The organism is Acutalibacter sp. 1XD8-36, from assembly GCF_009917525.1.
Taxonomy (GTDB): Bacteria; Bacillota; Clostridia; order Oscillospirales; family Acutalibacteraceae; genus Acutalibacter.
This window is the reverse complement of the sequence record NZ_QZDU01000018.1, coordinates 1-18,947: the sequence shown is the minus strand read 5'-3', so window position 1 is coordinate 18,947 and position 18,947 is coordinate 1. Positions and strand designations below refer to the sequence as shown.

The following is an 18,947-nucleotide window of genomic DNA, read 5'->3' as shown; positions in this document are numbered from 1 at the left end:
AATTCTCCAGAGAATCATCGGGAATATCATTGACCGCCGCAGTGATGTTACTGATAATCCCCATCTCCACTCCGTTCTCAATCTGCAAGTACATCCTATCGCCGATAAATATGCCCCATCTTTCAAAACTACGCACTTCCTGTCAAGCGCTCTCTCGGCATAACCTGCAATTTCTCTGATTTGGCTCAGTCCACCGGATAAAAGCACCGGCCTATCTTTCACCTTGGAAAGGAGCGGTTTAGCCTTTCTCAATATCTGCCAAATAGCCGCCTGCACGATGTCCTCTCCCGCCCGGTTGTCCGCTATCAGCTAAACAATTTCGCTTTGCGCAAAAACTGCACATAAGGAGGAAAGCCGAACCTCGGTATTCTCTACGCCGGTTAAATCGATTTCTCCAAAATTCCTGTTAAGCATGTTCAGGGTATCCATCAGAAACATCCCGCTCCCGGCAGCGCACTTATCGTTGACAAAAAAACTCCCGAAGCCTTCCTTTCTCCTGCCAGATAATCTTTGTATCCTGACCTCCGATATCCATGACAATCCCCTCATATCCCGCGGCAAAATAGCAGCCTTTTGCAAGCGCTGTAAGCTCATTGACCTTCTTCAGGCCTATAACGTTTCTTTTTCCATAGCCGCACGACACAATTTCTGCACCGGCATATGCTGTCTGCATCTCGTGTATCTTCTTGCAAAAATATTCTTTTTGACGGACCGGCGTTTTCTCCATGAACATGGACTTTACCACCCCATCCTGCACAATACAATATTTCGTCCATGTTGAGCCCACGTCAATCCCTATTCGATACATATCGTCTCCTTCAGCAGTCCAATCCTGCTTCGCGCCTTTTCCGTGTCCAGATAGTCTCGGTCAATCATGTCGATTTCCAGCTCTGCCTGTGGGAGATCTACATTCCTTGCAGACACATAATCACATTTACAGCTTTTGTTACGCAGAGTAATTGTGCAGCTCGCCCCAGAAGCTTTTATCAAATCTGAAAGCCTTTTATCCCGGCTATGCTGTGACAGGTTTAAAAAAGTATAGTTATACGCGGAAAATAGGCTCTCAAATAGATCATTTCCGCTATAATCCAGATTCCACCATGTAATATAGTTAGCCCCTGCAATACAAAAGTCCGGCAGGAGTTCCCGCAAATACCTCTCCCCGTGATACCATAGCGGATATCCCAGCCAAAAGGTTGGGATTTTCTGTGTATCAGCCTCCTTCTTTTCTTTCATGGCCTCCGCCATCAGCCCGTACATTTCTGCTGTTTCAGTCTTACAGCGTGCAGTAATCAAAAAATTTATGCCGTCGAAAAGAGATGTTGGCTTCATATCTTTTTCCGGCAGATATGAAATCATACTCTCCCATGCTTCTACACTGCGCCGGCTGTTCTCCATCAACTTCACCAGAGTTGTTATATCAAGCCGATTCCCACTCAATTTTTCCATTTCAGCAATAAAAGCTTTATGCTGTTTTGTTACATATTCCAGAGCAGACTCCCTGCCAACAGCTTCCCCAGGATAATCCAGTACAATGAGCGGCACTCTATACCTTTGTGCCAGAAGATTCCACCATCCCGGTAGGGTATTGCACTGATTTTTTGTGGCAATCAGCACATCCGGTCTGGGCGGCACACCCCTTGGGCCCTCTCCTACGTCAAGACAGCCGTTGTAGCAGCAGGAATAGGAGCAGCAGTCCATGGAGAGAAAGCGGCTTTCGCTTGAGCTTATAAGCTCCTGTTCCCTGCCACCTGCAGCAAGGACTGCCGCATAACTCCCCGGATAGTAATAGGAGATGTCAAGGGCCTCCAGTATTTCCACCGGGGTAAAGGAGGTAATCCACGCCACTTTCTTTTCCGGCGGCTGTCCCTTTGCATATTTGGAGAAATCTTTATAATACTCCCGCATAAGTTTTGTCTGCAGTCCGGTAATAACGCTTGATTTTCTGAATACAATAATCTGCAAGGCTGCTTCGGGATGGCAGAGGCATATCAAGATAGTTCTCGTATATTTTCTCTGTGCAGAGCCATAAAAGGATTATTCCTGCATTGAAGCTGTAAACTTCAGAGGACGGGTCCAGCAGCTGTTCATTCAGCTGACCGTAGTCAGTGTCGTATACACGCAGGTTGAGATTAGACAGCTTGGCATAGCCCTCTACTGCCTGGGAAAGCAGCTGGGTGGCGCAGTTTCCCAAAACGGCAAGTCGAATCTCTCTTCCTCCTATATTCTTTTTCTTGCTTTTTGCAGGTTGCGAAATGAGTACATATCAATTTTCCCCTATTTGAGTCCTTCATATGATATTGATTAATATATTTGAAGAGTTTGCGCTTACGCTTGTCAAAATATTACTCAGCTTTTCTATTCCATCTTTTTATCATTACACTCAAAGTTAAACTCCGGCCTGCGTTAAGTCATACACCCTTGCCACCGCCCCCAGCAGCTTCGTCACCGGCAAATGCTGGGGGCAAATCTCCTCGCATTGCCCGCACCCTATACAGTCGCTGGCCCTGCCGTACTTCGTGCCGGTATAATGCTCGTAGCTGCTCGAGTTATCCCAGTCCACAAACTGCTTCTTTGCGTTCAGACATGCGAACAGTCGGGGTATCAAAATGTTCTGAGGACAGCCTGGTATACAATAGCGGCAGGCTGTGCACGGTATTAGGCCCATGCCTCTGAAAACTCTCTTTATCTTTTCGAGCGCGGCAGACTCCTGTTCGTTCAGCGGGTATGGATCCTTCATTGTGCGGATGTTTTCGTCTACCTGTTCCTCTGAGCTCATTCCGCTGAGCACTATCTCTACCCCTTCGAAAGACACCGCATAGCGCAGTGCAAGGCTTGCTGGGCTACAGCCTCCAATCCGGTTGACATACTTCTGCGCAGCCTCAGGGAGTTTTGCCAGACCGCCTCCACGAACCGGCTCCATCACAATTACCGGCTTGCCGTATTTCCTGCAGACCTCGTATACCCCGCCGCCCTCTATTACCGGGTCATCAAAATCTAGATAGTTCAGCTGTATCTGCACCACCTCTATCTCAGGGTGTGCATCCAATATTCTTTCAAGTACGTCGGGCTTATCATGGAACGATATCCCCAGATGTTGCACCCTTCCGTCCTCTTTGAGGCTCCTTACCACATCAAAGGCTTTGCTCTCAACAAACCGCTCATACAGCCGTCCACTGAGGCCATGCATGAGGTAGTAGTCAAAATACTCCACCCCGCATGCAGCTAGCTGCTCCTCAAACAAGGGTATGATGTCCTCCCTTGACTTAAACAGCGGAGTCGTCAGTTTATTCGCCAGCATAAAATCCTGGCGCGGATACCTTTTGACAAGTCCCTCACGTATAGCAACCTCGCTCTTTCCTCCTATGTAGGTATGCGCGGTGTCAAAATAGCAAAATCCGGCCTCCATGAAACGGTCCACCATGCGGTTAAACTGCGCCTGGTCCACCTCTCCTCCGGCCATGGGGAGCCTCAGACATCCAAACCCCAGCTTCTTCATACGCTCTCCCCAGCCTCATGCTCCCTCTGAAGAACAAAATCCTCCACATTCACAAGCGGCCCTCGGTATCCCAACGCCCGCAGGTCCTTAAACCAGTAGCCGCCTTTAAAGAAGTCAATGATAAGCATAGCGTCAGCCATATCCGGTCTGAAGTCCTGCTTTGCGACCTTCGTGAATTCCCCGCAACAGTCCTCAAGAGCCCAGGTAAGCTGAAAGATCTCGACTCCCGTTTCTTTAAGCAATTTTGCAAACTCTAGAGAAAACTCATTCTTGCCATAAAACCCTATTCTCTTTGCGCCGAGCCTGTCCACACATTTTTTCAGGTAATCCACCGGCATCAACCCTTCATCATTGTCGTATATCCTGGAGAGTATCTTTCGGTAAATCTCCTCCTGCTTTAAGGGGTGCGGTATGGACTCCCTTATATTGTGGCAGCCCCAGTCGTAAACTTTGGAATTCTTCCAACAGTCGTCTTCGAGGATTTTCAGGTATGATTTGTGGTAGGGATGCTGGGGGTTTAGGATATTTTTAAACCAGTAGGTCTCCTCGTCCATCTTATACCATTTGTATAGAGGCTTCATCATAATCGTATCGAACATAAACTCCCGCTCATCAGACAGGGTGCTGATATATTCCGGCACTTCCCAGAAGTTGCAGTCTTGCACCACCATTGTCACACTTAACAAATTTATCTTCTCTTCCCGGCGGAGTTTGCTGAGGAAACGCAAATTTTCTAAAACCCTGTCCCTATGGTCAAATCCTCCGCTAAGATATCGATAGACATCCCTGCGCAAGCTGTTTAATGTTACCGTTACACGTAAATCATATTTGCTAAGGTGGGAAAACCGCTCCCAGTGATTTTCGTCAAAGAGTACGCCGTTGGTTTCCAACAATATTTTAAAATCATCCCTAACGGGCTCTAATCTGTTCAGCAGCCGGATAAAGCTCGGGTTCGCAAGAAATTCCCCATACCCATTTAATTCAAGCAGCTCAGCCTGATTCGCGACTGGCAGGATATCCTCCAGCGCGCTGTCTATTTTCTCCTTTTCTCCCTCCTCTGGGCAGTAGACAGCCTTTCTGCAAGTGGTGCAGGCGATATTACAGGTTAAATCATTTGCAATATTAATATATACCGGCAGGTCAGTAGCTTTAGCCTTCTGGGCAAACTCTGCTTCCGATAAGTCCGGTAGCTCATCCTTTTCCAGGAAATGGCATGATGTCTTTCTGCAGAAGGCAAATGAGCCGTTCCTTATAGATTCTCTTGCTGTTTCAGCCGCAGGGCTATGCCAAATATCAGCAATGTCTTCCTCATATAGATTCCCCAGCGTAATATGCATCCACGGACACGGACGTACTTCTCCCTGGGGAGCTAAATAGGCATACTTAAATGGATTCTCACAAAACTTCATAATCTATCACTCCGTTATAATTTGATATTTGGTATATCTGTTAGTTCATTTTACCGGCCTGCCCGAAGTAGACTGTCCCCTCCATTTCCTAATCCCATGCCGCTCCATAAGCCAGCCAACTGCATCTTCCAAGGTAACGATTTTTCCTGCAAACTCCCTCTGGGCAGCAGCGGCCTTTTCAGCCGTCCTGTTTAGGTCACACACAACCAAACAATCCGCTGGAGGCAGTTCATCCTCACCCAGGCGGTAAACAATCAGTGTCTCATGCACTGAACCCAGGTAATCCGCCTCAGCGCCGTACGCCGGGGCCACTTCCCTCTCTTTTGCAAGCTCATCCAGCAGATAGCGCCCCTCCCGGCCCATGCCGAGGACCGCCGCTGACTGCAGGCCGCGCTCAGTAAAATATTCGCTGAGCCTAACACCGTTCTGCTTCAGCTTCAGCAATCCGTACAATAACTCTCTCTCGCCGCTGACTGCCACTGCCTCTGCTTTCTGTTTACGGTACTTCTCCAGCCATAGTTTCTTTACCAAGGCCCCACCCGCTGCAGCGCCTATCACAGCTCCAAAAACCATTGCCGCCATACTCGATTTTCTCATGCCGTTACTCCATTTCTATCAGCGTTTTCAGCACATACCAGCTGTATTTCAGCGGCTGATGGCTCTTGCATATCATCTCGCCCAGGTACTTAAACCTCTGCAGGCTGGGTGTCCGCACACATTCCTCTACAAACCTGGCAAAGCGGTAGGCGTTACGCTTGCCGAAATGCTTATTCCTTGGAAGCTTCATGTTTTTGCGCGCCCATGACTCCAGATTGCAGGGGTACATGAACATGTCGTAGTTGCGGTAAGGATTAGCGTGGTGGATGGAAAACCAATTGTGTTCACCCTTTTTGTCCACCACCCGGTAGCATGAAAATACATCGTTGAAACAATAGATTGGGCCTCCCATCAACAGCAGCAGCGTGCCTGTCTTATCCCCCACATTCGGGTGCGCCTTATAGAGGATATCGTCCCCGCTCCCGCCTTCGGGCAGCTCCACGCCCGGATGTCCGTTACGATACATATGCGTGCTAACCTGTCCCGGCACCTGCCAGAAATCAATCAGGTCATCCAGTGTGTATACTTTCTTGTTAAGCGCAAAGTGGCAGGTTCGGTTATAGTCCGGCCGGCCGTTTTCATCCACGACCATACATTTCCCAAAGCAGGCGGAGTACTCCGGATGGCTCTCCATAAAATCGTACTGCTTCTGAAGCTTATGCTTGTCCAACCAAAAATCGTCGCCCTCTAAAAATGCGATATATTTTCCCACCGCCCGGCGACCCATGTCCACACTGTTGTAGTTGGCGCCGGTGTTCTTTTCTCGCAAAACCGGCTTGATGATATCCGGGTATCTCTCCGCGTATTCACGCAGGATTTCCGGCGTTCGGTCACCTGAGGCGTCGTCGCCTACCAGTACCTCATAGCTAAGGCTGGTTTCCTGGCTGAGTATACTGTCCAATGCCTGGGCTATGTATCTTTCGTGATAGTAGCTGAGGACTATCACGCTAATATCTATAGGTAACTTTTCTAAACTCATACTCCATTACACCCCTGAATTCCGGCCCACGATTTCCGAATAAACTCCGGGGTTACCATGTCCGGGAAAGATAAGACTCTCCGGTTTAATATCCTGCAGATACGGTTTGGTGACAGCTTCATATTTACGCTTGCTCCCGCCGGGAAACCTGGTAATCACCGGTTCACCTGGAATCAAGTAGTCACCGGTAAAATAATACTTCTCATTCACGCGGATAATCTGGCTACCGGGCGAATGCCCCGGAGCCTCACCCATTTCAATTCTCAGACCCATCCACTCAAAATTCAGCCATCCAACATACGTAACATCTGCTTGACAATAATAGTCAGCGTTTATTATCTCCTGTACCTTTTCACGAATCTGCTCTGTACGATTAAGAAACAGTGCATCAAAATAGGCCGCTGAATTCTTCTTTGAATCCTTAATCCGCTGGGCACAAATTTTTGAACAAACTACTTCGCATTTTACCTTTTCCCTAAGCCAGTTCACGCCTGATATATGGTCGTAATGCTCATGGGTTAATAAAACCACACATTTCTCAACATTGCTTTCTTGCAGTATCCGTTCTGCCTCTGTTGATACTGTAGGGTCAACTACTAGGCAGGAATTTTCAGCGGTCAGCATGTACATATTTGAATCAATAACCGGCATTGTGAAACGGTACATAATTCTACCGCTAATCCGGAATGCCAGGCTCACGGCAATCACTCCTCACTCATATATCAGCACATGGTCTTTTAATCCATCAGGCGTAAATCCAATAGTATTGTGCATACGCTTACTTACAATATTATTATCTTCTATCCAGGCCGAATATTGTGTGCACTCGCGAAACTGATACAGACCATACTGAAGTAAGCGGCCTCCTATTCCCATTGCACGATACCTCTCAAGTACTGCATTCTGATACGAATATATAGCCTTTGCCCCTATTTTCTCCAGGCATACGACAGCTATAATCTCTTCGTCGTTTGAGGCACAAAATACCAACTGATTTTCTATTAGCGATAGTAGCTTCTCCTTGCTGGGCAAGTGAGATATATATTGATCAAACGTTTCATTCAACATTCTTAGTATGTATAGGCAATCGTCATTTTCTGCCACACGATAGGAGTTGTCAAAATGCAAAGGATGCGTACCAAAACGAATACTTCCACTCTTCCAGCGGCTAAGTTTTGCATAAGAGCGAAATCCAGAGATTCTCAGCACATCGGATAGCCGATCCACCTGTGGCACCCTTCCGACACAGTCCACAACCACCGGTTTATCTGGAAATTGGTCCACTAAAACTCTCAGTTGAGAAACAGCGTCCATGGATTCTAAAAAGAAGTATGCACGGTTGACTTTTCCGTCACAATTTACAACTAAAGCCGCGCCTTCATTCCACAAAAAACAGGAGCCTTTTCTTTCGGAAATCCGGGCTAAATCATGCGCGGAACAAAAATTGTTTGCAACAAATTTCTCGCTTCGTTTTAAGCGTGATACCTGCTTAAACAGTTCACTTATTTCAAACAATGTATACCCTCCTATACCAACTGTTTCTAACTGATTGCGAGACTTAAAAATGAGTGGTTGCGAAATTTTGAGTCTTAATATATCTAACTTCCCTCCGCTAATTTTAGTATAACTACTATTTTAATAGCTGAAAAATGCTAGAGTCTGTTTGAAAACCATCAAAGTAGCCAAAGGAGGATACAGGTGAGGCAGACAACGGCGTGGAAATAAAGAGCTTTCTTTTCGTATCTGGTGGCAAAGCGGCGGTTGTTTTTCAGTTTGAGGAACAGATTTTCTACCAGATGGCGTTTCTGATTCGTGGCCGGTAAGATTGGTGGCTGTATAAAGAGCGACATTTGGTTGAGTGCTTCTTCCAAAAGCTCAAAGGGTTTCGCAGGATTGCCACAAGGTATGACAAGTTGGATGCTTCTTTTCTTGCCTTTGTTTACTTGACTTCTATCGCTATTTTGTTGATTTAGCACAGTTTCTTCTTTTTTCAAACAAGCCCTAATAATGCAAAGAGAAATCCATGCAAAATTCGAGCAGATATCATTGTTTCTTAAACATTTGGATTGTAAAGAAACTTATCCAAACTAAACTTTATAATGTACTCATGTCAAAGTTCTAGGACATAGGTGCAGCTACTCCTTTGGCGCATTTTTCGATATGTGGCATATTCTTAATATTTTGTCCATACACCCTACACTGATATGTCTTATAAACACTGTTTCAGCTTCAATCGATCAATTTTTCCGTTCGCATTATGTGGCATTTTATCCAGATGTAGTTGTTTTCCAGGATACATATATTTGGGCAATCTTTCCTTAATTCCATCCAGAATATATTTTGATGATAGCTCTTCTCCCGTATAGAAAAGCACAATAATTTCATTTATATCATCATAGATACATGCACACTCATGTATTCCATCCATCGCGCTTACCGCGACCTCAATTTCACCAAGTTCAATGCGATACCCTTGATGCTTTATTTGAAAATCCTTTCTAGTAAGGTACATTATTTCTCCATACTCGTTATGTTTTACAATGTCTCCCGTACGGTAAATAGTTTCAGGAAATGCAGTATTCAGAGGGTTTTGTACAAATGCATCGCTTGTTTTTTCCCAATTATTATAGTATCCACAAGCAAGAAATGAGCCTCGTACGCACAATTCACCTTCCTCGTCTTGTCTGGCGATGGTATTGTCATCTTTCAAAACTAGTATAGAACAATTTCTACACGGTATTCCGATTGGTAGCGGTTCGTCATCACGAAACTCCCTATCTACTATGTAAAATGCAGCCACATCTGTAGTCTCTGTTGGTCCATATAGGTTTGCAAATAACGTGTCCTTTGGCATATGTGTACGCCAATAGTTTAGCTGTTTTGTTGGCATAACTTCACCACAAAATAGCACTTTCTTCAGATAGTAGAATTCTTTATCTTTCAAAATATCATAATTTGCCACTATTTTCATTGCTGACGGTACCCAATAAATGGTATTTATTTTTTTGTCATTCATAAAGTCTACCAGTTTTGCTGGAAACGTAAAATACTGTTTTGGTATTACAATCAGTGAAGCCCCAGTAATTATTACAGAAAACATAGTAGCCACAGACATACTGAAATAGAAAGGCGTTTGGCTGCCAAAAATTGTTTTTTCATCAATATTAAATTCAGAAGTATACCACTGAGTATATTTAATAACACTGGCATGATTTACGATTGTTCCCTTTGGAGCTCCTGTTGACCCAGATGTAAATAAAGCATATACAGGGTCTGTGTCAATCATCTCCCTTCGAACTTTTGCCAGAGCATTATCATCGACTGAAGTATCCAGTATACCATCAATACAATAAACTGTTTGGCCCGCTAACCCTTCTACTTTTGGCTGGCACTTTGTATCCACTAAAATTGCTGCTGGAGATAAAGTGCTCAAGATGTTCTTTACACGTTCTACCGGCATGTTGGCGTCAACAGGTACATAGAAGTTTCCGCTATAAACAGCTCCTATCATCGCAATCCAAGACTGGGCAGTATTATCCATCCATACCACTATTGGCCGATTTTTTCCTTCCACTCTTTCAATCAGATACGTTCCCACTGCTTTTGATTTTGCGGTAAACTCCTTAAAGCTTACCGATTCCTTGAAATCTTCACAAAATACATTTTGGGGAACTTTCCTTGCTGATTCTTCTAAGTAATCAAGTATTGTAAACATCTTTTATACTCCATTTTTGCTCAAAAATTTTTACGATTTAAAATATGGTCATGGCTTATAGTAAAACAAAGCACTACCTTCGCCAAGGTTATTCATTTTCAGAATCCAATAATTTCCCCATGCACAGCAGGAGATACCAATATTACTCCTTTGCAGCACTGATTAATTGTCGAATTAGTTTCATAATAGTTTCTGCTGACTCAAAATTTTCTTCCACCATACTATCTACAGGTATACTAATTTTATATTCATTTTCTAATATGCTTATAATTGATACAATGTCAAACGAGTCAATATACCCATCTGTTGCTAAAGCTTTTTCATTTCTAAAATCAATACCTGGACAAACACCCTCCAAAATAGTGTACAATCTTTCCATGCTACTGAACCTCCAAATTTGCATAATAATAAAATTGAAGTGGGATGGGAGCGGTATAGAGACTCATACCGCTCTATCCTACTAGGCCATCTCACTTCAAATGGCGAGGCTTTAGTTCATATGAGCCAAAATATCCTCCACCGTTTTCATTGCCTTAATTTCCGCTCCACTTATTGTTTTGTCAAATTGCTCATCAAGCATGGCAATTAAAGACAGTGCCGCAATCGAATCCCATTCGTCAAGGTCAGACAAAATTGTATCTGGTACCAACGCTCCCTCCTCAGTATCCAATGCTTCTTCAATTAACGCCATTTTTTCCTTTTGATTCATAATTATCTTTCCTTTCTGCTTTTTTATGCATCAACTTTCTGCTGCGATACTCGCTCACATAGAAAGCTATCGCCATTTTAAAATACATTTCTAATGGAATTTTTCGTAAGTCACTTTATCGTCAAATCGTTCACTCACCTTCAAGGTTGAAAAGCACTTTTTAGGATTTACAGTAATCTTCACAATTCCAAGAGAAAGACCTATACCAAATCCACATGTGAGTATTTCTGCTGCTTCACGGTCTACTGGTACTTTTGTGTAATGCTCACAAATCGCCAATGGGACAGAACCGCAGCCTGTATTGGCATATTCAGTAATAGGCATAGGTATTTTTTCTATTGGAAACTTAATCTTTCTAGCTAGGTTCTTCAATATTAACTGGTTTGCCTGATGGCATGCTAAGATGTCATAGTCGTCAGTTGAACCGCCAAAATAGCTGTAAAAATCGCCCACCATCTGTACTACTTCCCGCAATGAAAACCTCATAACTTCAAGTCCGTCCATATACCATCTGTTATTTAGTTCAGCCGCCCGTTGCAATCCATGTTCTTCTACAAGCCTCCAAAAAGGGTGCCGCTGCCCACCATACGGCTGAATAAGTATCTCTCGCTTTTTCCCCACTGAGCGAAGTAAACCGTACATTTCCGATGCATCTTCGACTGCTTCAATCAATGTTGCTGAGCCACTGTCTCCCGAGAGCATAGGTATCTCTGTCGGCACATAACCTTTTGGTAATTGCTCAGAAGCCGAGCCTGCCAAAAGTAACACAGAACGGCACCCTGCCTGTATCTGTAGTGCAGCTAAATAAAGTCCATACACATATGCAGTACACCCCAAGGGAACATCATAACAAATGCATTCCTCAGTGAGATCCAAACGATCCTGTAAAACGCACGCGGTGACCGGGGCTAAATAATCACGACTTGAAGAAGCGTAAATTAGAGCATCAATATTGCTTCTGTCATAATTTAGTTCTGTAAGTACTTTTTCTGCTGCGGCACAGCATAAGTCAGAAGCCGTTACTCCATTCCTATGTGATGTATAACGTCTATGTATCCCTGTTGACGCTATGAATTTTTTTACATACTCTTCTCCAAAAAGACTAGAGTAGTCCTCAGAATATTCCACATCGTCTGGTACAGCGTTAGCAATACCAGATATTCTAATCTTCCCAATATTGAAATATGCCATATCTCATATTTCTCCTTTGCACGGAAATATTTCGTCTTAATATAAAAATCCCGACTTTACGTATTGCCTAAAAAACTTATCTGTCTTTCCAATTTTAAGTAAGTTGTATAGCTTGTTTGAAGAGGCATTTGAATCAGCAATCCAACCAACCCTGTCTTTTGGTTTAATAACTTTTTCCCTCGAATAAAAATTTATTAGCCCATGGAGAAGCAATGCAGGAGCATAAATATTCGAAACACAACTGCGCTTAGCAGCAATGACTCCGCCAAAAAGTTGTGAAGCAACATTTATAGCAAGAATTTCACCATTTCTCCCCACAACGCATTTCAGTAAACCCTCATCCATTTGCCGTTTTCTTTCATCCAATGTAAAAAGCTGCTGAGAAAAGATATCCATTTCCTGAATATATATTTCGTCAAATTCTATCAGTTGTTCTTCCTTCGGTACGCAAATTAATGCCCCTTCCATTTTCAAAGATTTGAGCACAACATTATATAATCTTTCAAACTCCTCCTTACTCAATTTGGGTATACCATCGATTTGACGATATGTTTCATAATATTTAAATCCTCCCGATAAAATTATTGATTCAAATCCCTGTATATCATTTTCTTTTCTTCCAATCATTTCAATTAGAACACTCTTATCTAATTTTGGAAAAATGAATTTCTCATTTGGATTAATGCATATATACGCTTGCCAATGGGAGTGTTTATCTACGACAAAAACAAACCCATTCGTATTGACAACCTCATATAAACCGAATAGTCTTATTAACCTTTCTACTTCGTTTTTCAACAGAGCACAATTAGAAAAATAATTGTCCCCTAATTCGGCCTTTATTTTTCTTATTCTCGCATCATATTGAGAATAAGAAGTTATGGGTGCTAGCATACCCATTTGCACTAAAGTATCTGTTCGTTTCAGTTGGTTTCCATATTCCTCGCTAATAATGTTATAAAATGAACTCATTATGCTGTACTCCCCTTGCCATCCTTTTGTATTATTTTCTAAAAAAGGCCACCGGATATGTAAATATGCTGTCCCGTTATACGAGAGCTAAAATCACTTAAAAGAAAAACAATGGATTTGGCCACATCTTCAGGATAAATAATTCCTAGCTTATATCTATCTGATATTTCTGGATCCGCAAAACAATTTGCTGCCATTGGTGTGGCCGTGGCATGAGGCCTCACAGTATTTACTTTTATCTTTCTCTTTACAAACTCCTTTGCTGCCACCTCACTCGATAAATCTACTGCCGCTTTTGTGCTTGCATATATTGCTTGAGCTTTATCCGGAAATTTTGCAGCACTAGAAGAAATTGCAACTATTGCTCCTCCATTATTCATCACTTTGGGTGAACTGAATTCTTTTAAAAGGGCAATATATGGATAGTAATTGATTTTGAACATTTTTGTTGCATTATCAATATCTTCCAGTTTTATTAAAGTCGGATTAATTACACCCGCTGCATACACAAACCCATCAAATTTTAAGTTATCACCTTTTATACAATCTTCTATGAATTTTGAGATACCCTGTAAATTACTCAAGTCAAATGGAATGAAGTAGTGTCCATCTCCCTCCATCTGAGAAAGCGTTTCTCTCAGCCGCTTTTCATTACGCCCATTTAGAACCACTTTTCCGCCCAGCCTACTTATAAGTATTGCTGTCGCATGTCCTATTCCGGAAGACGCTCCTGTTACAAGATACTTTTTTCCGGCAATTCCAAAATCAATGTTCATACCCATCGCTCCACTCACTAAAAATATGTATAGTTATCTATCCCGTCATCAAAGGAATCTTTAACATTAATAACAGGCAGGCATCTGTCCATATCCATCTGCATACCAAGTGCAGCTACGCTTAGACCTGTTCCAAACGAGAGATTAAAGAATTGTCTTTCACTTTGTAAAATTAAATTTTGCGAAACCAAATCGCAAATATTCACCGCAACGCTTCCTCCACGGGTATTTCCATATCTGTTTAAGGACATCAATACTTTCTCTTGTGGAATTTTGAGGCGTTTTGCAACATGGCTTACAATCATTTGATTTGCTTGGTGAATAGATACATAATCATAGCGCTCAACATGATTACCGAAGTGCTGCAGGAACGCTTTTGCAACTTTAGGTGCTTCTGTAATAGAAAATGTGAATACATCTGCACCCTCTATTATAAGGCCGTTCACAAATAATTTTTCCAGGCCTTCTGTTCCGCGTTCTTTATACAAATTAATAAGACTATGTCTAGCACCTCCATACGGGTTAAGGATTTTTTTATAATCCCTACCAATAGCATGTAAACACATTTGAATAGGCGGAACATCTTTTTTTGTTCTTTCAACAATTGCCGCAACTCCACAATCCCCAAATAAAAGGCTATCCTTGGATATTTTTCTATCCCATCCCCGCTCTGGCTCTGCATCTCCAACTAGAACTAATACTCGATTACAACCGCCCATAATATTGGCACACGCCATTTGTATTCCAAAATGGAATCCTGTACAGCCGATATTAGAGTCATAAACAAGACCACAATTCTCAAGCTGCAGCCGGTGTTGAATTACATACGATGTTGGCGTTGCAGAATAGTCCGGGGTTTGAGAAATAAAAATAAGCCCGTCAATAGATGCTCTATCTACATCTAATGAATCAAATATTTTATTTGCAGCTGCAACACACAAATCGCTTGCAGTAATTCCCATTCCAACACTGGTGTACCTTTCCCATATGCCTGTATTTTCACAGAACTTCTTTACCTCGCCATCTGGGAATATACTATCCAAATCCATGTTTATTTGTTTGTTATCTGGCACTGCTACTGCCAATGCTGAAACATCTATCCCTGGAAATTCAAAAAAATTCATTTTCTCCTCCTAAAAATCCATCTCACGGGCAGGGTTTCCAAATACACGCGTACCTGCTTTCACACGTCTTAGTACGATACTTCCGGCACCGACATACGCATTATCTTCTACAACTGTATGTGGCAGAATCACCGAATTAGTTCCCAAAAATGCGCCCTGACTAATCACAGCGTTTCCAAGTATATGGCTATACGGTGATATCGTTGCATAGTCTCCAATAACTGCATCATGGCCTATGCTGCAGGATTGCATAATTACATAATTTCCGACTTTTATATTAACCGTCATTCCAAAACCTGGATATATAACCATCCCTTGTCCAAATGAATTGAATTCCCCCAAATTGGCATACGGATGGATTACTGATTCAAACACCGCCCCCCTCTCCAGCAGCATAGGCACCAGCTTCTGTTTAGCCTGAGGCGAAGCAATGGCCATCACCAGCACATCGTTCTCCTTAGGCTGATACCCCTGAATGGTCCCCACCACACCATAATCGCACTCCTTACCCTTCAGCGGGTTCTCGGTGTCGTCCAAGAATCCTTTAATATTCCACCTAGGCCCCTGGATTCGGTGAATATCCTTAATAATGTGCAGCACCTCCCGGCCGCAGCCCCCGGCACCCACAATATACAAATCCTTCATATTATCACCTGCCCCCATACATCATCTCATAATACTCTCTATACTCCCCGGAAACGATATCCCCCCACCAGGGCCTGTTATCGAGATACCACCGAAGCGTCCATCCCAAGCCGTCCTCAAACCCAGTCTCTGGCAGCCAGCCCAGTTCATCGCATATCTTCCCCGGGTCAATGGCGTACCGCCTGTCATGGCCTTTGCGGTCCTCTACATACCGAATCAGGCTCTCCGGCTTGCCAAGCTTGGCAAGAATAAGCTTCACAACATCTATGTTCCTCCACTCGTTATGCCCGCCCACATTGTATATCTCACCAATCCTGCCCTTTTGCAGAATCAGTTCAATAGCCCTGCAATGGTCCTCCACAAACAGCCAGTCCCGCACATTCAGCCCATCGCCGTAAACCGGCAGTGGCTCATCATTCAGCGCGTTTATGACCATCAGCGGGATAAACTTTTCCGGGAACTGGCAGGGCCCGTAATTGTTGGAGCACCTGGAAATCGTCGCAGATATTCCATAAGTACGCACATACGACTGTACCAGCAGGTCAGCCGCAGCCTTGGACGCGCTGTACGGCGAACTGGTATGCAGCGGCGTGTCCTCGGTAAAAAACAGGTCCGGCCTGTCTAGGGGCAAATCGCCGTAAACCTCGTCTGTTGAGACCTGGTGGTACCGCCCCACACCGCACTCCCTGCAGGCCTCCAGCAGGACCGCCGTGCCTATGTAGTTGCTCTGCAGGAACACCTCCGGTCCGGTAATCGAACGGTCCACATGGGACTCTGCCGCAAAGTTTATCACATACTCGGGGCGTTCCTCCCTGAACAGGCCTAGCACCAGCCCCTTATCGCAGATATCGCCCTTCACAAACCGAAAATCCGGCCTATCCATAACGGATTTCAGTGTGGACAGGCTGCCCGCATATGTCAGCTTATCAAGGCATACCACCCTGTCCCCTGGGTGCTTATCCAGCCAGTAAAATATGAAATTCGAGCCTATAAATCCGGCCCCGCCAGTTACCAGAATAGTCATACTTCCACCTACCTTCTATAAACTTACCTCAGGAACCTGTCCTCAGCTACCCGCCGCAAATGCTCTCCATATGTGGATTTTCCGTACAGCCCTACCGTTTTCAGCAGCTCACCTTTGCCTATCCAGCCTGCATAGTAAGCTATCTCCTCAGGCGCCGAAATGACAACTCCCTGCCTCTCCTGTACCGCCTGTACAAACACCGCGGCCTCCATCAGGCTGCCCACCGTGCCTGTATCCATCCATGCAAACCCCCGGCCCAGGACCTGTGCCTTCAGCCGTCCCTCCTGCAGGTAAAGGCGGTTTAAGTCTGTAATCTCCAGTTCTCCGCGCTTGGACGGTTTCAGTTGTTTCACCAACTCACAAACTCGATTGTCATAGAAATACAGCCCGGTAATGGCATAATGGGATTTAGGATTGTCCGGCTTCTCCTCCACAGACAGCACCTGATGTCCCGGGCCCAGCTCCATCACCCCAAACCGCTCCGGGTCCCTCACATAGCAGCCGAATATCGTGGCGTACCCTGACCCGGCATTGGCGATTGCCTCCTGCAGGTTTGCAGAAAACCATCCGCCGTAGAAGATGTTGTCCCCTAAAATCATTGCGCATGGCTCGCCGCCTATAAAGTCCTCGCCTATTATGAAAGCCTGGGCTATCCCCTCAGGTTTCGGCTGTCCGGCATAGCTGAGCGTAATGCCGAACTGCCTCCCGTCTCCCAGGAGCTCCCGGAATTTCGGCAGGTCCTCGGGCGTGGAGATAAGCAGTATATCCCGAATCCCTGCCAGCATCAAGGTGGACAGCGGGTAGTATATCATAGGCTTATCATATACCGGCAGCAGCTGTTTTGAGACAACCTTTGTCAGCGGATAGAGCCGCGTGCCGGAGCCCCCGGCCAGGATTATGCCGCGCATTTGCCCACCTCATTTCCTACAGGATAATACTATATCACAGATGATGTCCACTATATCTAGCGTCAGCTCAGGATATAACGGCAGTGTCAATATTCTTTCACTTACCCGCTTTGCTACAGGCGTCATACCCGGGCAAAAGCAGTTTTTGTAGCATGAAAACTCACTGGTCAGCGGGTAGAAATACTTGCGTGCATGGATGTCATGAGCTGTGAGTTCTGCTAAGACATCATCCCTGTCTGCGCCAAAAACTTTCTCGTTGAACACTGCTGGGAAGTACGCAAAATTAGGTGTTACATCCTTTTGGATTGGATTCAACTGGATGCCTGGAGCACCTTCCAGCCGTTTCCTATAATGTTCGGCGAGCTGTTTCCGCTTCGCTATTTCATCGTCTATATGCCTCAGATTGCACAGTCCCATTGCCGCCCTGAACTCGTCCAGCTTGGAATTGCCGCCCACCTCGCTGGCGTCCTCCTGGCCGTCCAGTCCGAAGTTTTTGAGCTTTGCAATGCGCCGGTCCAAAGCACCGTCCTGGCAGGCCACCGCGCCGCCCTCTATGGTGTGGAAAACTTTAGTGGCGTGGAAGCTGAAGCAGCTGGCGTCTCCAAAGCCCGCTATCCCCTGGCCCCTGTATTTCACCCCAAAGGCGTGGGCGGCGTCATATATTACCTTCAGGTTGTGCCTGCTGGCGATATCTTCAATGACCTTAACTGCGCATACATTTCCGTACACATGGACCGGCAGGATAGCCGAGGTCCTCTCGGTTATAAGGCCCTCGATTTTTGAGACGTCTATGGTGAAATCCGCCGGGTCTATATCACAGAAGACCGGTTGGAGGCCGCTGCGCACGATTGCGTGGGTGGTGGAGGCAAAGGTAAACGGAGTGGTGATAACTTCGCCGGACAGCCCCATGGCCTGCAGGGTCAGCTCGATTGATTGGTGGCCGTTGGTGACGAGGCCTATGTGTTCTACACCCAGGTACTCTTGCAGTTTCTCCCGCAGTTCCTCGTGCTTTTCGCCCATGTTTGTGAGCCGGCGGCTGTCCCATAGGCCGCGGATTTCGGTACAGTATTCTTCAAAGGGCGGCAGGGTGGAGCGGGTTACGTTTATGCTATCCATTGGCGCACTTCCGCAATATAGTTATTGTTTCAGATATATGGTTGCATTGTGTGCCCAGCGGTTTCCAGCCTAAATCCGCCAGCTGTTTATTGCACAAAACCTGCCGGTTCACCTTTGAATAGCCCCTGGCCTCCACTTCCTCGGGCACGTCAAAAACCGCCTTGCAGCCTCCCGCCTTCGCCGCCTGCTCTGCAAACTCCCGTACTGTCATCTGATAACCTCTGTCCGCAATATTATAGGCACTACCGGGCTCGCCCCTCTCCAACACCAGCAGCATCGCCGC

20 protein-coding genes and 2 pseudogenes are annotated in these 18,947 nt (G+C 45.1%); 1 reads left to right on the top strand and 21 read right to left on the bottom strand.

Features of this window, described 5'->3' with window-relative positions; translation table 11 throughout:
• Positions 1–457: 457 nt before the first annotated feature.
• From D5270_RS17000 to D5270_RS15520, 9 genes are all read right to left on the bottom strand, one after another.
• A complete protein-coding gene (locus D5270_RS17000; RefSeq protein ID WP_243150415.1) occupies positions 458–733 on the bottom strand; it encodes a hypothetical protein in 276 nt (91 codons plus the stop codon).
• A gap of 62 nt (positions 734–795) precedes the next feature.
• Positions 796–1,908: a 2-hydroxyacyl-CoA dehydratase family protein gene (locus D5270_RS15555; RefSeq protein ID WP_166544952.1), complete on the bottom strand. Its 1,113-nt coding sequence runs from the start codon at positions 1,906–1,908 to the stop codon at positions 796–798.
• Complete coding sequence (locus D5270_RS15550; protein WP_166544951.1) at positions 1,892–2,194, bottom strand: hypothetical protein; 303 nt, start codon at positions 2,192–2,194, stop codon at positions 1,892–1,894. Before D5270_RS15550 ends, D5270_RS15555 begins: the two co-directional genes overlap by 17 nt.
• Positions 2,195–2,389: 195 nt before the next feature.
• Entirely contained in the window at positions 2,390–3,499 is a 1,110-nt protein-coding gene (locus D5270_RS15545) for an aldo/keto reductase (RefSeq protein ID WP_166544950.1), read from the bottom strand.
• Positions 3,496–4,908 (bottom strand): SPASM domain-containing protein, encoded by a 1,413-nt coding sequence (locus tag D5270_RS15540; protein WP_166544949.1) that lies wholly within the window; start codon positions 4,906–4,908, stop codon positions 3,496–3,498. The genes D5270_RS15545 and D5270_RS15540 overlap by 4 nt, the downstream gene beginning before the upstream one ends.
• A gap of 45 nt (positions 4,909–4,953) precedes the next feature.
• A complete protein-coding gene (locus D5270_RS15535) occupies positions 4,954–5,505 on the bottom strand; it encodes a hypothetical protein (RefSeq protein WP_166544948.1) in 552 nt (183 codons plus the stop codon).
• A gap of 4 nt (positions 5,506–5,509) precedes the next feature.
• Complete coding sequence (locus D5270_RS15530; protein WP_166544947.1) at positions 5,510–6,484, bottom strand: glycosyltransferase family 2 protein; 975 nt, start codon at positions 6,482–6,484, stop codon at positions 5,510–5,512.
• Positions 6,485–6,490: 6 nt separating this feature from the next.
• Positions 6,491–7,183, bottom strand: a complete 693-nt coding sequence (locus D5270_RS15525; protein WP_166544946.1) for an MBL fold metallo-hydrolase — start codon at positions 7,181–7,183, stop codon at positions 6,491–6,493.
• A 12-nt stretch (positions 7,184–7,195) separates the two neighbouring features.
• Positions 7,196–7,999, bottom strand: coding sequence for a GNAT family N-acetyltransferase (locus D5270_RS15520; RefSeq protein ID WP_166544945.1), 804 nt, complete (start codon positions 7,997–7,999; stop codon positions 7,196–7,198).
• A 308-nt stretch (positions 8,000–8,307) separates the two neighbouring features.
• Here D5270_RS15520 and D5270_RS15515 point away from each other — a divergent pair.
• Positions 8,308–8,457: pseudogene (locus tag D5270_RS15515) on the top strand (IS5 family transposase); the annotation flags it as partial.
• 236 nt (positions 8,458–8,693) lie between these two features.
• On the opposite strand, the gene D5270_RS15510 reads toward D5270_RS15515, so the two are convergent.
• The 12 genes and pseudogenes from D5270_RS15510 to D5270_RS15455 form a co-directional block, all read right to left on the bottom strand.
• Positions 8,694–10,199: an amino acid adenylation domain-containing protein gene (locus D5270_RS15510; RefSeq protein ID WP_166544944.1), complete on the bottom strand. Its 1,506-nt coding sequence runs from the start codon at positions 10,197–10,199 to the stop codon at positions 8,694–8,696.
• A gap of 142 nt (positions 10,200–10,341) precedes the next feature.
• Positions 10,342–10,578, bottom strand: a complete 237-nt coding sequence (locus tag D5270_RS15505; protein ID WP_166544943.1) for an acyl carrier protein — start codon at positions 10,576–10,578, stop codon at positions 10,342–10,344.
• 111 nt (positions 10,579–10,689) lie between these two features.
• The gene (locus tag D5270_RS15500; protein WP_166544942.1) at positions 10,690–10,908 is read right to left on the bottom strand and encodes an acyl carrier protein; all 219 of its coding nucleotides are present in this window, start codon (positions 10,906–10,908) and stop codon (positions 10,690–10,692) included.
• Positions 10,909–10,998: 90 nt separating this feature from the next.
• A complete protein-coding gene (locus D5270_RS15495; RefSeq protein ID WP_166544941.1) occupies positions 10,999–12,099 on the bottom strand; it encodes a 3-oxoacyl-ACP synthase III family protein in 1,101 nt (366 codons plus the stop codon).
• Between the two features lie 36 nt (positions 12,100–12,135).
• Positions 12,136–13,071: a hypothetical protein gene (locus D5270_RS15490; RefSeq protein WP_166544940.1), complete on the bottom strand. Its 936-nt coding sequence runs from the start codon at positions 13,069–13,071 to the stop codon at positions 12,136–12,138.
• A 38-nt stretch (positions 13,072–13,109) separates the two neighbouring features.
• Positions 13,110–13,847 carry an SDR family NAD(P)-dependent oxidoreductase gene (locus D5270_RS15485; protein WP_166544939.1) on the bottom strand — a complete coding sequence of 246 codons (738 nt, stop codon included), beginning with the start codon at positions 13,845–13,847 and terminating at the stop codon, positions 13,110–13,112.
• Positions 13,848–13,864: 17 nt separating this feature from the next.
• Entirely contained in the window at positions 13,865–14,971 is a 1,107-nt protein-coding gene (locus D5270_RS15480) for a 3-oxoacyl-ACP synthase III family protein (protein WP_166544938.1), read from the bottom strand.
• Positions 14,972–14,980: 9 nt separating this feature from the next.
• Entirely contained in the window at positions 14,981–15,616 is a 636-nt protein-coding gene (locus D5270_RS15475; RefSeq protein ID WP_166544937.1) for a NeuD/PglB/VioB family sugar acetyltransferase, read from the bottom strand.
• Between the two features lie 4 nt (positions 15,617–15,620).
• Positions 15,621–16,640, bottom strand: coding sequence for a dTDP-glucose 4,6-dehydratase (gene rfbB, locus D5270_RS15470; protein ID WP_166544936.1), 1,020 nt, complete (start codon positions 16,638–16,640; stop codon positions 15,621–15,623).
• A 23-nt stretch (positions 16,641–16,663) separates the two neighbouring features.
• Positions 16,664–17,548, bottom strand: a complete 885-nt coding sequence (rfbA, locus tag D5270_RS15465; protein ID WP_166544935.1) for a glucose-1-phosphate thymidylyltransferase RfbA — start codon at positions 17,546–17,548, stop codon at positions 16,664–16,666.
• Positions 17,549–17,557: 9 nt separating this feature from the next.
• Entirely contained in the window at positions 17,558–18,664 is a 1,107-nt protein-coding gene (locus D5270_RS15460; protein ID WP_166544934.1) for a DegT/DnrJ/EryC1/StrS family aminotransferase, read from the bottom strand.
• Positions 18,657–18,947 (bottom strand): annotated as a pseudogene (locus D5270_RS15455) (NAD(P)-dependent oxidoreductase); the annotation flags it as partial. The pseudogene D5270_RS15455 and the gene D5270_RS15460, both read right to left, overlap by 8 nt.

Excerpts from the sequence above, each read along its gene's own strand:
- D5270_RS17000 (WP_243150415.1), bottom strand. The coding sequence starts at position 733 with ATGTTCATGGAGAAAACGCCGGTCCGTCAAAAAGAATATTTTTGCAAG.
- D5270_RS15555 (WP_166544952.1), bottom strand. The coding sequence starts at position 1,908 with ATGCGGGAGTATTATAAAGATTTCTCCAAATATGCAAAGGGACAGCCG.
- D5270_RS15545 (WP_166544950.1), bottom strand. The coding sequence starts at position 3,499 with ATGAAGAAGCTGGGGTTTGGATGTCTGAGGCTCCCCATGGCCGGAGGA.
- D5270_RS15540 (WP_166544949.1), bottom strand. The coding sequence starts at position 4,908 with ATGAAGTTTTGTGAGAATCCATTTAAGTATGCCTATTTAGCTCCCCAG.
- D5270_RS15535 (WP_166544948.1), bottom strand. The coding sequence starts at position 5,505 with ATGAGAAAATCGAGTATGGCGGCAATGGTTTTTGGAGCTGTGATAGGC.
- D5270_RS15530 (WP_166544947.1), bottom strand. The coding sequence starts at position 6,484 with ATGAGTTTAGAAAAGTTACCTATAGATATTAGCGTGATAGTCCTCAGC.
- D5270_RS15510 (WP_166544944.1), bottom strand. The coding sequence starts at position 10,199 with ATGTTTACAATACTTGATTACTTAGAAGAATCAGCAAGGAAAGTTCCC.
- D5270_RS15505 (WP_166544943.1), bottom strand. The coding sequence starts at position 10,578 with ATGGAAAGATTGTACACTATTTTGGAGGGTGTTTGTCCAGGTATTGAT.
- D5270_RS15500 (WP_166544942.1), bottom strand. The coding sequence starts at position 10,908 with ATGAATCAAAAGGAAAAAATGGCGTTAATTGAAGAAGCATTGGATACT.
- D5270_RS15495 (WP_166544941.1), bottom strand. The coding sequence starts at position 12,099 with ATGGCATATTTCAATATTGGGAAGATTAGAATATCTGGTATTGCTAAC.
- D5270_RS15490 (WP_166544940.1), bottom strand. The coding sequence starts at position 13,071 with ATGAGTTCATTTTATAACATTATTAGCGAGGAATATGGAAACCAACTG.
- D5270_RS15485 (WP_166544939.1), bottom strand. The coding sequence starts at position 13,847 with ATGAACATTGATTTTGGAATTGCCGGAAAAAAGTATCTTGTAACAGGA.
- D5270_RS15480 (WP_166544938.1), bottom strand. The coding sequence starts at position 14,971 with ATGAATTTTTTTGAATTTCCAGGGATAGATGTTTCAGCATTGGCAGTA.
- D5270_RS15475 (WP_166544937.1), bottom strand. The coding sequence starts at position 15,616 with ATGAAGGATTTGTATATTGTGGGTGCCGGGGGCTGCGGCCGGGAGGTG.
- rfbB (WP_166544936.1), bottom strand. The coding sequence starts at position 16,640 with ATGACTATTCTGGTAACTGGCGGGGCCGGATTTATAGGCTCGAATTTC.
- rfbA (WP_166544935.1), bottom strand. The coding sequence starts at position 17,548 with ATGCGCGGCATAATCCTGGCCGGGGGCTCCGGCACGCGGCTCTATCCG.
- D5270_RS15460 (WP_166544934.1), bottom strand. The coding sequence starts at position 18,664 with ATGGATAGCATAAACGTAACCCGCTCCACCCTGCCGCCCTTTGAAGAA.